We start from the raw sequence: 13,488 nt of genomic DNA, 5'->3' as shown, positions 1-13,488 counted from the left end.
CCTGCAGGTCACGACTGGGCTTTGACACTCCCGCGCTGACGCAGTTCCGAGCTTTTTCCCGCCTTGAGAATCTGCCCGGGCAGATCGTGACCGAGCAAGGTGGGCAGCTCACGGCCGATCGCTAGCAGTGCATCCAGATCAACGCCGGTGGCGATACCGCAGCCTTCCAGCATATGCACCGTATCCTCGGTGCTGATATTACCGCTGGCGCCCGGTGCATAAGGGCAGCCACCAATGCCGCCCAGCGAGGCATCAAAGGAGCGTGCGCCAGCCTCTACAGCGGCCAGCACATTGGCCAGCCCCATCCCGCGGGTATTGTGGAAATGCAGCGTCAGGGGCAGCTGTGGATAGGCTGATCTGACCGCCGCGACTCGTTCATACACCTGCCGGGGAAAGGCCATGCCGGTGGTATCGGCCAGCGTGATGCTGTGCATGCCGAGTTCCAGATAGGCATCAATGGCCCAGCGTACCCGCTCATCACTCTGCCGGCCGCCAAACGGGCAGCCAAATGCGGTGGCCAGCGTGCCATTAACCTTCATCGGCGAGCCCTGCAGCAGGGACATCACGTCGGCAAACTGCGCCAGCGACTGGGCACAGGTCATGCGCATATTGGCCAGATTGTGTTCTTCGCCAATCGACATCACCAGATTGATCTCATCCACCGAGCACGCCAGCGCCCGCTCCGCCCCACGCACATTGGGTACCAGCGCCACATAGGTCACGCCGGGATGACGAATGATTTCGGCCATCACTTCCGCCGCATCACGCAGATTGGGGATGGCTTTGGGTGACACAAAGGAGGTCACCTCGATCTTGGCCAGCCCGGTGCGGGACAGCTGATCGACCAGCGCGATCTTGGCCTCGGTCGGCACGAACAGCACTTCACTCTGCAGCCCGTCGCGGGTCATCACTTCGTTTATGGCCAGTTGCAGCCGCTCACCGGCCGCCAGTGCTGAAAACAGACTCATGACCTTTCCCTCACACCACACCACGGGCTTTCAGGTCCGCCAGCCGGGCGGCGTCAATGCCGATGCTGGCCAGTACTTCTTCGGTATGCTGGCCCAGGGTCGGTCCCAGCCAGCGGGTCTGCCCCGGCGTGGCGCTGAGCTTGGGTACGATGCCGGGAATATCCACTGCCTGCCCGTCTTCCAGCGTGTGGTGGCCGATCATCTCGCGGGCGGCAAAATGCGGATCACTGGCGATATCGGCGGCGTTGTAGATCTTGCCGCAGGGCACTTCGGCCTGCTGCAACGCGGCCAGTACCTGCTCCAGACTGTGCTGACCGGTCCAGGCACCAATGGCATCATCCAGCTCGTCATTGTGCCGGGCGCGGCCATCGTTCTTGGCCAGTCGCGGATCATCGGCCAGATCAGCACGGCCAATCGCCTGCATCAGGCGTTTGAAGATGCTGTCGCCATTCCCGGCAATCACCACATAGCTGCCGTCGGCACAGAGATAGGTATTGGAAGGCGAAATGCCCGGCATGCTGGAGCCACTGCGCTCACGGATAAAGCCGGTCGCCGAGAACTCGGGAATCAGGCTTTCCATCACGCCGAACACGGCTTCATACAACGCCACGTCGATAAACTGGCCCTTGCCGCCATTCACTTTCAGATGATGCATAGCCATCATGGCGCCGATCACCCCGTACAGCGAAGCCAGGGTATCGCCGATGCTGACCCCGACCCGCACCGGTGGCCGGTCCGGGTAACCGGTGACATAACGCATCCCCGCCATGGACTCGGCGATGGCAGCAAAACCCGGCCGGTCCTTGTAGGGGCCACTCTGGCCGTAGCCAGAAATCCGCACCATGATCAGGGCCGGATTGAGTGCCGACAGCTGCTCCCAGCCCAGCCCCCATTCTTCCAGACAGCCGGGGCGGAAGTTCTCGATAACGATATCGGCCTCCTGCACCAGATCACGGACGATCTGCTGACCTTCTGCCGACTTGAGATTGAGCGTGATGGATTTCTTGTTGCGGCTCTGGGAATACCACCACAACGAGGTGTCCTTGTGCATTTTGCGCCAGGTGCGCAGCGGATCGCCGCCCTTGGGCGACTCGATCTTGATCACTTCGGCACCAAACTGGGCCAGTACTGCGGCGGCGTACGGGCCTGCAATCAGGGTTCCCAGTTCGATGACCTTGACCCCCTGCAGGGGCAGCGGTTGGGTAGAATCGGTCAGCATGGAGGCCTCCCTTGCAACAGAAAATACGATGACGAAAAACCACAGCAAACGCGGAGACAGACCACGGAGATAAGCACCTGCTCACGATCCGGGCAGGATCCAGCGGGCAATGCCCGCCAGTCAGGGTGCAGGCCGTCAGTGGCCGGAATGGTCAGCGACGGGCCGCCAGCCATGCAGTTTGCTTTCCACCAGCGTCACCAGACCGTCGAGAATCAGGGCAAAGATGGTCAGCACCAGAATGCCTGCCAGCACGGTATTGATATCAAAGACTCCTTCGGCCTGATGAATCAGATAGCCCATGCCACGGGCCGAGCCCAGATACTCACCGACCACGGCACCGACGAAAGCCATCCCCACCGAGGTGTGCAGGCTGGAGAACACCCAGCTGGTGGCAGAAGGCAGGTAGACACTGCGGATCAGCTGCTTGCGTGAGGCGCCCAGCATACGCGCATTGGCCACCAGGGTCGGGCTGACTTCACGCACGCCCTGATACACGTTGAAGAACACGATAAAGAACACCAGGGTGATCCCCAGCGCGACCTTGGACCAGATACCCAGACCGAACCAGACGGCGAAGATCGGCGCCAGAATCACCCTTGGCATCGCATTCATGGCCTTGATGTAAGGGTCAGCCACAGCGGAGGCCAGATCATTCAGCCCCAGCCACAGGCCGACGATCATGGCCAGTACGGCACCGATCACGAACGCCAGCAGCGTTTCCAGCAGGGTAATCCCCAGATGCATGTAGATGGCGGTGCCGCTGAACCAGTCGAAAACCTGTTGCAGCACGGGGATCGGCTCACCGAAGAAGAAGCTGGGCAGAATGCCGTAGTGCGTGGTGATCCCCCAGAACAGAAACAGTCCGATCAGCAACGCGAGCTGGTACAGACGAATCCTGGCTTTATAGCTGATGGCAGGCTGGGCCACGCCAGCTGCACGGGTCGATGCGGATGACGACATCGTTGTGCTCCTCAAAACCTCATGCCCGACAGCCGACGCAGCGCGCGGCCCCGGTACGTTAATTGCGGCAACCGGTCAGCCCTGCTGACTCTGCTGATACCCCTTCATTACCTCATCACGCATGGTGGCCCAGATCTGATGATGCAGATCGAGAAACTCCGGCGTCATGCGGATTTCCGCCACATCACGGGGGCGACTGAGGGTAATTTCAAACTCCGCCATGATGTGCGAGGCAGGCCCGGCAGACAGCACCACCACCCGGTCAGACATGGCAATGGCTTCTTCCAGATCATGGGTGATAAACACCGCCGAGCGGCGATTGGCTGACCACAGTGCCAGCAGTTCGTTTTCCATCAGCTGACGGGTCTGTACGTCGAGCGCTGAAAACGGTTCATCCATCAGAATGATCTTCGGGTTGAGGATCAGCATCTGCGCCATCGCCACCCGTTTGCGCATACCGCCGGACATCTGATGCGGATAGCGGTCGGCAAAGCGTCCCAGCCCCACCCGGTCCAGCCACTGGTGGCCCAGATGCTTCATTTCCTCCGGCTCAGTACCACGGAACTGCAGCCCGGCGACGACGTTGTCATAGGCGGTGCGCCATGGCATCAGCGCATCGGCCTGAAACATATAGCCGGCATCACGGTTGATGCCCTGCAGGGGTTTGCCGAACACTTCCACCGTGCCCGAGGTAGGCTGCAGCAGACCGGCAATACTGTTCAGAATGGTCGATTTGCCGCAGCCGGTCGGCCCCACTACCGAGACAAACTCGGCCTCGCCGACATCCAGACAGATGTCCTTGACCGCGGTATAGGTGCCGCCCTTGGGCGTACTGAAGGAACAGGTGATGCTTTTCAGCGACACCGCACTGCTGGCGGCGCCCTGCTGGCTACGCACCAGACTCAGATGATCTTTGACAACTGCAGGCATGTCAGGCTCCTGGCAGAACGGCACCAGCGCTATGACGGTATGGCGGGTTCTGCACTCACAACGAAACTCAGGAAGCAGGCACCCCACCTTTCATGGGGTGCGCGCAGAGATTACTTGACGGCCGACTGGGCGGCTTTGGCGAACTGGTCGTCGTAGGTCTTGCTCAGATCGATGGTGGCTTTCTGCACCTTCTCATCGAATGCCTTGAGCACCGCCAGCACGTGTTCGGTGGCCTCTTTGGAGAACTCACCCGTCTTACTGTAGCTGCCGAGGTTGGCTTTCAATGCCGCGGTATAGAGCGCCTTGTCGCCACCGTAATAGGCTTCAGGCACGGTATTGACGATCTCTTCGGGCGTGGCGGATGCCATCCACTTCAGCGCATGGACAATGGCGTTGGCCAGTGCCTGTGAGGTGTGGGGGTTATCGTGCAGATAGCTGGCCTTGGTGTAGAGCACCGCGGCGTGGTAGTCACCCCCATAAACTTCGTCGACACCGGCCTTGGTGCGGGTGTCATACATCACCTTGATGGCATCATCGGCTTCGAGCTTGGCAATCACCGGGTCAAGGTTGGCCACTGCATCCACTTCCCCGTGTTCCAGCGCCGCCACCGCACCGGCACCAGCACCTACGCCGATGGCGGAAATATCATCCGGGCTGAGGCCAGCCTTCACCAGCAGGGTCTTGACGTACATATGCGTCGAGGAGCCGGGCGCCGTCACGCCGATGTTCAGCCCCTTGAGATCCTTGGCGGAGGTAATCTTGTCGGCCTTGTTCTTGGCAACCCCCAGCACGATACCCGGGGCATTTCCTTCCACAACGAAGGCAACGATGTCCTGGCCCTTGGCCTGCATGCTGATGGTGTGTTCATAGGAGCCTGACACCACATCGGCACTACCACCGACCAGCGCCTGCAGAGCTTTGGAGCCACCGCTCAGATCACTGATTTCCACCTCCAGCCCCTCTTCTTTGAAGAAGCCTTTCTGCTCGGCAATGGTGAGTGGCAGGTAATAAAACAGGGTCTTACCGCCGACGGCGATGCTGACTTTGGTTTGTTCCAGATTGGATTCTGCCTGGGCGGGAGCGCCGAAAATCAGAGCGCAGGCCAGGCCGATAGAACCGGCGGCGTATGCGAATGCCTTCATGGGTGTCTCCACATTATTGTTATTGATTGGAGTAATTGAGTCGGAGGGAGGTTTCCTGCCCACATTTCCTCTGCCGTACCGTCCATCTGCCTGGACGATGACGTCAGCCCGATCTCATGGAAACAGGGCAAGAGCCCGCGGTCCAAGAAAAGAGTGCTGCTCGATAACTCTTGAAGGCGGGCCGAAACATCATGCAATGGGATGCAGGGTGTGCAAAACAGTGATTGGCGAGGCTGCCATCGTCAATGGCGATGGCAAAGCTGGCACAAAAATGGTCACTGCAGCAGGCGTACCTCACCCATTCCCGGCAGCTTGATCGCCCGCTGCTGCCAGTCGAACCCGACCACCAGTCCCAGCACATTCAGCTCCAGCCCTTCCTGCGCGGCCAGCGTGGCGCCGAACAGTCCGCCCAGAGACAGCTGATAGCCACTTTTACTGGGTGTCGCTGCCAGCAGCTGCGGGCCCAGATAGTCTTTGCCCAGCGCATTGGAGGGTAACGCCACCTGCAACTCGGGCACCCGCCGCAACAGCCAGGCCACAAAGGTATTGGAATTAGGCCCCGGCCAGGCGCGGTACTCATCAGCATAGGGGTAGCCTGGCAGTAACCGGTCGATCTCGGTGATGGCACGGGCTGCGGCCTCACCGCGCAGCTCGCCCAGCAACTGCGCCTGACTGCCAAACCAGGCACGGTCGGGCACATCATAGCGGTCAATCACCGTCGGCCGCCGCCAGCCGGTGACCTGTCTTACCCGATACTGGCTGGCATTCGCCGCCTTGGTGGCAATCCAGCTGTGCACCGCAAAGGCACCACGCCAGTTATAGGCACGGGCAGCGTAGACCTGCACCACCGCTTCCGGTGTGCGGGCAGGATCGGGCGCCAGCTGCGCCGAGCTGCGGTCCGCGTTGCTCCAGGAGGTCTGCAGATCAATCTGGCCACTGAGCAGCAGGGCTGCCGGTCCTGCCAGCAACAACAGCAGAAATAACAGGGGATAAAGCAGGTAACGTCGCATCCATGGCGCTCCGGTCATGTCAGGTTCATAGCTGCTTTATAGGGATGAAGGGCTGGCAGTTCCATAATGGGCCAGAGACGACAAGCCACGGTCGGCCTTCTATCCACAAAGGATAGGGGCACACCGTGGCTCCAGACGGGTCTATGTTCTCAGACTGACTGTGCGCTATCAGGCCGCTTCCAGTGCCAGCAAGGCGCCATTGCGAATCTCGTCCTGGCTGTAGATGCCGGTATCGAGAATCCAGCCGGTCACCAGTGCAGCCGGTGTGACGTCAAACGCCGGATTGAACACCTCGGTGTCTGCCGGTGCCCATTCCACGCTGCCGAAGCTGCCGCTGACGCCCTGCACTTCGGCACCATCACGCTGCTCAATCGGAATCTGCGTGCCATCGGCACAATCCACATCCACCGTGGTGTAGGGTGCTACCACGTAGAAAGGCACCTTATGGAAGTGTGCCAGCACCGCCAGACTGTAGGTGCCGACCTTGTTGGCGAAATCACCGTTGCGGGCGATGCGATCGGCACCGACCAGCACCGCATCGACCTTGCCATCGCGCAGCAGAATACCCGCCATGTTGTCACACTGCAGGGTGTGGCTGATGCCGTATTTGGCCAGCTCCCAGGTCGTCAGGCGGCCGCCCTGCAGCAGCGGACGGGTTTCATCCACCCAGACATGAGGTGCCTTGCCCTGCTCCGCCAGCTTGTAAATGACGCCCAGTGCCGTACCGGCACCGGCGGTCGCCAGCCGGCCGGTGTTGCAATGGGTCAGCAGGCGCTGCCCTGAGCCAAATAGCGCCGCACCGTTCTCGGCGATGCGGTTACAGAGTTTGATATCTTCCTCGAAGATGGCTTCGGCCGTGCGCACCAGCGCCACGCGGTCGTTCTGTTTCAATGAGGTCAGCATACGGTCCATGCAGTGCATCAGATTCACTGCCGTTGGCCGGGCTGCACGCAGTGTCAGCGCGCCCTGCTCGAGCTGCTCGCGGTCTGCGCCCTGCTCGGCCAGATGGGCCAGCAGCAGACTGGCACCGACACCGATCAGCGGTGCACCACGAATCTGCAGGGCTTTGATCATCGCCACCATGGCATCCACCGAATCACACGGCAGCCAGTTTTCCTGATGAGGCAAGGCGTGCTGGTCGAGTACCCACAAGCGACCCTGCTCATACTTCACGCTGGTAGCCAGCAAATCTTTCATAGGCACATGTCCTCGTCATCGTCCTGAAGAAGTCGGCATGCCCAGGTGAGGCACCATGGGCGCACGGACGGTAGGGGATTAACCATAGCAGAAGCCCGCACGCTGCCCAATGTCGACCTTGGATAAACAAATGAACGTTAATCAGTCGCCAACATCCATTGCAGAGGGTAAGCTCTTTCTTCGCTTTGCATGGCGCATATCTTCTAAGAAGCCCTGGCGCTTATAACCAAAAACCGACAATGACATAACGAAAAGGCAATACCATGGCAGTGTATAAGACCTTTCAGCCCCAGGATGCCCTGGCCTATGCCGTGGCGCATACCTCCCTGTTTGAAGGCCTCGACCCGGCTACCCTGAGCTGCAGTGAAATTGGTGATGGCAACCTGAATCTGGTGTTCAAGGTCAGCCACCCCAGTGGCACCAGTGCCATCGTCAAGCAGGCCCTCCCCTACGCCCGCTGCGTCGGCGAATCCTGGCCACTGACGCTGGACCGCGCCCGCATCGAGGCCGAAGCCATGCTGATCGAGAGTGAGCTGTGCCCTGCGCTGGTGCCGACCATCTATCACTATGATGCCGGGATGGCGGTGACCATCATGGAAGACCTGTCCGATCACGTAATCCTGCGTCAGGCCATGGTTGCCGGTGAACACTTCCCCCGACTGATCGAGGATATGGCCCGCTTTCTGGCCGACACCCTGTTCTTCACTTCTGATCTGTATCTGGATCAGCAGCAGAAAAAGGCGCGGGTGGCGCAGTTCATCAACCCGGAGCTGTGCAAAATCACCGAAGACCTGTTCTTTCTTGACCCCTACTGCGACCACGAACGCAACAATGTCTACCCCGGCTTTGAAACACGGGCGGCAGCGCTCTGGCACAACGAGGCGCTGAAGGCGGAAGTGGCTGAGCTGAAATTCCGCTTCCTCACCGAAGCGCAGGCACTGCTGCACGGTGACGTCCATGCCGGTTCCATCTTTGTGCGTCAGGACAGCACCAAGGTGATTGATGCCGAGTTTGCCTACTACGGCCCAATGGGCTTCGACATTGGCTCCTTCATCGGCAACCTGCTGCTCAATTTCTGCGGACAGTGGGGGTTGATGGCAGCCGAGGATCAGCGCAATGCCTATCGCAGCGGGTTGCTGGAAAGCATTGATCAGCTGTGGAGCGGCTTTGCGGAGCGTTTCAGCGAGCATCTCAGCCAGTCGACCCGTGACCCCAGCCTCAATACCTTGCGCTGGCAGTCACGCCTGCTGCGCGGCATCTGGCAGGACACCCTGGGGTATGCCGGTTGTGAACTGATCCGCCGTACAGTGGGTCTGGCACACGTCAAGGATCTGGACAGCATTGCTGATGAGCAGCGGCGCCTGCAGGCCGCCGAGCAGGCACTGATACTGGGCGAAGCGCTGGTGCTTCAGCGCCACGAGCTGGACAACATGGCCGATGTGCTGGCCATGCTGGTCGATAAGGTCAGGTATTGACCAGCAACAGGGGCGCCATTGTGGCGCTCCTGTGCTCTCCCTCAGCCACTCAGGGCGCTGAACTGCCCGGTCAGCCACCACCACAGATAATCCAGAGGCATCAGTACCAGCAGGCTGATCAGCGTCAGCGGCACGGTGATCTTCAGCAGCTCACGCAGCGGTTCCTTACACAGCTGCATCCCCACGATCAGCGGCCCCGACTGATAGGGAAAGAGGATGGTGGAGAAGCCCACCACCTGCGTCATCAGCACCATGGGCACCGTCCAGCCACTGTGCTGTGCCAGCTCCCCCGCCATCGGTGTCAGCACCGCAGGCACCCCGGGCAGTGTCGCTATCAGCCCGGTAATAAACGCCAGCCCGCTCAGGGACAGGAAGTTCTGCAGATCCGCCCCCGGCTGCAGGGGCAGCCAGTCCATCATGGCCCCGGCAATGGCCGAGCCCAGCCCCGAGCTGTTAACCAGCGCCCCCAGTGCCAGCACCCCGGCGACAAACAGCAACATGCTGATATTCATCTGCTTTTGCAGCTCATCGGCACTGACCATGCCGATCTTCGGCATCAGCAGCAGACAGGCGGCTGCCAGCCCGACCCAGGCCGGATTGATGCCATGCAGGCTGTCGGTCAGCCAGAAGCCCAGCGCCACCAGCAAGATCAGGCTCAGGCGTCGCTGCAATGCCGGATCATGGCTGGCCGTAGCGGGTACAGCTGAGGTCTGCGCGGCCACCTGCGCCGGATAGCGCCAGAGAATCAGCGCCGCAATCACCGCCGCCTTGAGCAGGCCCAGCACCGGGAAATGCAGCCACAGGTAGTCGGTATAGCTGATGTGCACGCCATAGATGGTCTCAGCCGTGCCGCTCAGCACCATATTGGGAATGTTGGACGGCAGGATGGTAAAGGTCGGCACGTGGCAGCCAAAGGCCACTGCTAGGGCAACACCAATCCGCCCCTGAGAGCCCGGAGCAAAGCCACATCGTTCCGCCAGCGCCATGGCAATGGGCACCATCATCACGGCTCGCCCCATGGAGGATGGCATAACAAACCCCAGCAGGGTGCCGCACAGTATCAGGCCACAGATCAGCCAGGTATAACTGTGCGCCAGATGCCGCCCGAGCAGGGCCGCCATCCGGTCACCCAGACCAGTAGAACGAATGGCCATGCCAATCACCAGTCCGGCGAAAATCAGCCAGAACGCCGCCGAGGCAAAACCGCTGAAGACACTGGCTGGCGTAGCTACCTGCAGCAGGATGGCGGCGAGAAAGAACAGCAGACTGGTGAGGTATTGCGGCAAGGCGCTGCTTGCCCACAGGGTCAGGGTGACCAGTACGATGGCCAGCGTACGGGACTGCAGCAGATCCAGCATCGGCGGCGGGAACAGCAGCAAAGCAGCGGCGGCGAGCAGAATAAGGGCAAGAAACAGGCGGCTGAACATGGAAACCGTCCTTGGGCAGGGCACATTGAAGTCAGGAGCAGAAGTCTAGCACTCTGTTCCGCGCACCACGCGCAACAGCCCGGCCCGTCATTGCAACGATCAGATGGCAACGATCAGACGACAGCAAGCGGGCAAGTATCATGAAAAAAGCCGGAGTGATGACTCATCACTCCGGCTTTCAATTTTCTGGCTTTCACTGCCACAGCAGGGCAACCGGCTTTTCAGCTCGTAGCCGCTCAGATGCTGACGTAACCCGGCTCGATTTTCAGCTCCAGCGGATAGCCGCCCAGCAGCTCCGGGCTGTAATGCTTGCGCAGCAGATCACTGACCTTGGCCGTGTCATCAGCACTGACGAAACGCTCGATAAACTGCACCTTCTGCAATTCGGCATCCCAGCGGCTCAGTTGCACACGGTTCACCAGCGGACCGGAAGGCACATTGTTGCCCCCGGGCAGCAGTGGCATCCAGCGGCAAGGCTGCGGGTTTTCCACCTGAAAACCATGCTTGTGGTACATCATGAACTGCCACAACTGGAAGACATCTTCCTGCACATACCGCTGGCTGCGCTCACCGAACAGGTTCAGTACGCTGCATTCCACCAGGGCCTGGCCCATCTGCGTTGACATAAGCTGGTTTCTCCCCCGCTCTACTTATCTACACTCCAGCCGACAGGCCGGGGAGTGGTTGTACTTCATTCGCTGGAGGTCGGTACGACAAACTGCCGTTTGGCCTCTACCGTGTTCTGTGTGGCTATCGGTATGCCGATGGCCCAGCAGATCAGAGTCCATATTAGTGCAGGTACAGCGCTGACACCGGCTACAGAATAAAGCATCAATACACAAAGACAACGAACACGACTACATTTCCGGTCAATCAAGATTAAATTTTATGACAAGACTGAAACAACGCTGAGCAGATATATCAGGTTTCCTTATAGGCAATAAAAAGGCACAATAGCCGGCTTCCGAACAGGCCAGAAAATGAACCGGTTTTCGCAGTTGGCCACAGAATTGGACAACAGTGCCAAGCGGTCGGCAAGGATAGCCGGACTCGACAGGCACCTCCTTAAGTACCAGAAGAATGAGCATGTCTGATAAACCCGTTATTCATGTCCGCGCCCGCAGCAAAGCCGGAAAGGCTCTGCGTCGCCAGAGCATCCTGCAGGCAGCTGAAGGCCTGTTCGCCAAGGATCCCACCGTACTGCCCACCATTGCCGATATAAGCAATGACTGTGGGCTGGCCAAAGGCACCATCTATATCTACTTCCCCTCTAAGGAAGCGATCTTTCTGGCCCTGTTGGAAGAAGCCCTGAGCAAGTGGACCCAACGTCTGTGTGAAGTGGCTAACGATACCGGCTCCCCCGTGGCCGTGGTCGATGCCCTCTGCGACCATCTGGCCACTCACCCGCGCCTGATGCAGCTGGCTTGCCTCAGCACCGGCGTGCTGGAACCCAATGTCACCACCGAAATCCTGTTTGCCTTCAAACACTCCATCTCCGACAACCTGCACCGTACCGCACAACAGCTGATCCCCGTGTTCAGCGATGGCCGCCGGGAAAACGCCGTGGTGCAGATGCTGCTGCAAACCTACGCCCTGCTGATCGGCCTGTGGCAGCTGTCGCACCCGACCCACTGCGCACGCGGTATGAACTCACCGGAGCTGGAACGCCTGCAGCCGGCCTTCGTGCCGACCGCCCATGCGGCACTGCAACGTCTGTGGCAGATTAACTAAGTATCTGCTCACCCCGCAGTGCGCCGTTGTCCGTCACGACGCACTGCTATCCTGCCACCCCCTCCTGCTGCCACTTTCTGGCAGCGCTATCGGTGACCATAGCCCGTCGATCACCAGCACCTGTCAGCGACGCCGTCGTGACAGTCGGGACATCCCTGCTCAACAGCCCATCACTGGCATGCAGCAGATCGTAACCACCTTCGCCCCCTGAGACGGCTTTACTCAGTCTGTCATGCAACGCAGAATCGAAGCCACCTCTGCCGATGGCCTGTGCCGTTGGCTTGCATCGCAAGGAATGACTATGGCCACCACACCCACTGCCCCCTCCTGGCGCCAGGCACTGGACCAGCAAAGCCTGACCACAGCCATTCTGACCTGGGCGGCTTTTGCCTGGCTGACCTCGCCCAAGTCGGGCCTGCTGCTGTTGCTAGTGATCTTTGTCCACGAACTGGGACACATGCTGATGCTGTGGAAAATGACCGGGCTGGTGGCCAAGATTCGCTTCATCCCGTTTTTTGGTGGCGTCACCGTGCATCGTGGCGGCGCCCTGACCCCCTTCCAGCGCGGCTGGTTTGCCATTGGCGGCCCTGGGCTGGGTACCCTGTTTGCCATTGCCTGCGCTCTGTTGTTTCAGCTGACAGGCTGGCGTGAGGCCTGGTATCTGGCGGTCATCGGCCTGTTCCTCAACGCCCTTAATCTGATCCCGCTGCCGCCACTGGATGGCGGCCAGATCACCGAACTGCTCAATCGCAAACTATGGGCACTGGGCGCTTTGCTGGCACTGGCTGCCCTGTACTTCTTCCACAGCACCTGGACGCTGGTGATTATCGGCCTGCTGCTCTGGCAGGCCTGGCAGTACTACCAGCGCGGTGAGCCCAACGCCTGCGAACGCTGCCATACCCCGTATCAGCCAGCGGTCAGCACGGCACAGCCTGACGCCCCGCACGCCCGCGTTACCCCACCCGAATACTGCAGCCGCTGTGGCTTCCCGCAGGTTACCAGCGCATCGGCAAAGCGCAGCCTGTGGAGTGGTTATCTGGGGGTCATCGGCCTGTTGCTGTGTCTGGCTTACTGGCTCTTTATCGGTCGTCACTGAGCATGGCCCTGCTACCCAATCTCGGCCCCAAATCCGCGGCCCTGCTGGCCGCCATCGGCATCACGCAGGCAGAGCAAATTGCTGAGCTGGGTGCGGTGGGCGTCTATCACCGGCTGGAGCAGGCCGGGATGAAGGTCAGCCTTAACCTGCTGTGGGCCATGGCGGCCGGGCTGCAACAGCGCCACTGGACGGCACTGACCGCCAGCGAAAAGGCACGACTGCTCATGGAGCTGGAGGAATGGCGGGAATGGCAGCGCATGAGTCATGCCGCAGCGGACAGCGGCGACACCTGAGCCTGCTTTGATAAATGACCGCTCCCGCCCCATGGCGGGA

Annotated in this window: 13 protein-coding genes; 4 read left to right on the top strand and 9 right to left on the bottom strand. The window is 60.2% G+C overall.

What is annotated here, in order from left to right; translation table 11 throughout:
* Positions 1–8 precede the first annotated feature (8 nt).
* The 7 genes from WH50_RS05720 to mtnA form a co-directional block, all read right to left on the bottom strand.
* Positions 9–968 carry a hydroxymethylglutaryl-CoA lyase gene (locus WH50_RS05720; RefSeq protein WP_110186458.1) on the bottom strand — a complete coding sequence of 320 codons (960 nt, stop codon included), beginning with the start codon at positions 966–968 and terminating at the stop codon, positions 9–11.
* Between the two features lie 10 nt (positions 969–978).
* The gene (locus WH50_RS05715) at positions 979–2,187 is read right to left on the bottom strand and encodes a CaiB/BaiF CoA transferase family protein (protein WP_104155063.1); all 1,209 of its coding nucleotides are present in this window, start codon (positions 2,185–2,187) and stop codon (positions 979–981) included.
* 135 nt (positions 2,188–2,322) lie between these two features.
* Entirely contained in the window at positions 2,323–3,147 is an 825-nt protein-coding gene (locus tag WH50_RS05710) for an ABC transporter permease (protein WP_110186457.1), read from the bottom strand.
* Positions 3,148–3,222: 75 nt separating this feature from the next.
* Positions 3,223–4,077, bottom strand: coding sequence for an ABC transporter ATP-binding protein (locus WH50_RS05705; protein ID WP_104155064.1), 855 nt, complete (start codon positions 4,075–4,077; stop codon positions 3,223–3,225).
* Positions 4,078–4,187: 110 nt separating this feature from the next.
* Positions 4,188–5,219 (bottom strand): ABC transporter substrate-binding protein, encoded by a 1,032-nt coding sequence (locus tag WH50_RS05700; protein ID WP_110186456.1) that lies wholly within the window; start codon positions 5,217–5,219, stop codon positions 4,188–4,190.
* A gap of 275 nt (positions 5,220–5,494) precedes the next feature.
* On the bottom strand, positions 5,495–6,229 hold the full coding sequence (locus WH50_RS05695) for a DUF3750 domain-containing protein (protein WP_110186455.1): 735 nt from the start codon (positions 6,227–6,229) through the stop codon (positions 5,495–5,497).
* 168 nt (positions 6,230–6,397) lie between these two features.
* The gene (gene mtnA / locus WH50_RS05690) at positions 6,398–7,426 is read right to left on the bottom strand and encodes an S-methyl-5-thioribose-1-phosphate isomerase (RefSeq protein ID WP_104155067.1); all 1,029 of its coding nucleotides are present in this window, start codon (positions 7,424–7,426) and stop codon (positions 6,398–6,400) included.
* Between the two features lie 263 nt (positions 7,427–7,689).
* Between mtnA and mtnK the strand changes: the two genes are divergently transcribed.
* On the top strand, positions 7,690–8,901 hold the full coding sequence (gene mtnK / locus WH50_RS05685) for an S-methyl-5-thioribose kinase (RefSeq protein ID WP_110186454.1): 1,212 nt from the start codon (positions 7,690–7,692) through the stop codon (positions 8,899–8,901).
* Between the two features lie 41 nt (positions 8,902–8,942).
* Here the strand turns inward: mtnK and WH50_RS05680 are convergent, their stop codons facing one another.
* A complete protein-coding gene (locus WH50_RS05680) occupies positions 8,943–10,328 on the bottom strand; it encodes an SLC13 family permease (protein WP_110186453.1) in 1,386 nt (461 codons plus the stop codon).
* A 236-nt stretch (positions 10,329–10,564) separates the two neighbouring features.
* A complete protein-coding gene (locus WH50_RS05675) occupies positions 10,565–10,954 on the bottom strand; it encodes a hypothetical protein (RefSeq protein WP_110186452.1) in 390 nt (129 codons plus the stop codon).
* Between the two features lie 460 nt (positions 10,955–11,414).
* On the opposite strand from WH50_RS05675, the gene WH50_RS05670 reads away from it, so the two are divergent.
* The 3 genes from WH50_RS05670 (at position 11,415) to WH50_RS05655 (ending at position 13,448) form a co-directional block, all read left to right on the top strand.
* A complete protein-coding gene (locus WH50_RS05670) occupies positions 11,415–12,059 on the top strand; it encodes a TetR/AcrR family transcriptional regulator (protein WP_165838315.1) in 645 nt (214 codons plus the stop codon).
* A 301-nt stretch (positions 12,060–12,360) separates the two neighbouring features.
* Positions 12,361–13,155, top strand: coding sequence for a metalloprotease (locus WH50_RS05660; protein ID WP_110186449.1), 795 nt, complete (start codon positions 12,361–12,363; stop codon positions 13,153–13,155).
* Positions 13,156–13,157: 2 nt separating this feature from the next.
* On the top strand, positions 13,158–13,448 hold the full coding sequence (locus WH50_RS05655; RefSeq protein WP_110186448.1) for a TfoX/Sxy family protein: 291 nt from the start codon (positions 13,158–13,160) through the stop codon (positions 13,446–13,448).
* The last annotated feature ends 40 nt before the right edge of the window (positions 13,449–13,488 follow it).

The organism is Pokkaliibacter plantistimulans (assembly GCF_003194385.1).
Taxonomy (GTDB): domain Bacteria; phylum Pseudomonadota; class Gammaproteobacteria; order Pseudomonadales; family Balneatricaceae; genus Pokkaliibacter; species Pokkaliibacter plantistimulans.
This window is presented reverse-complemented; position numbering and strand designations above follow the sequence as displayed.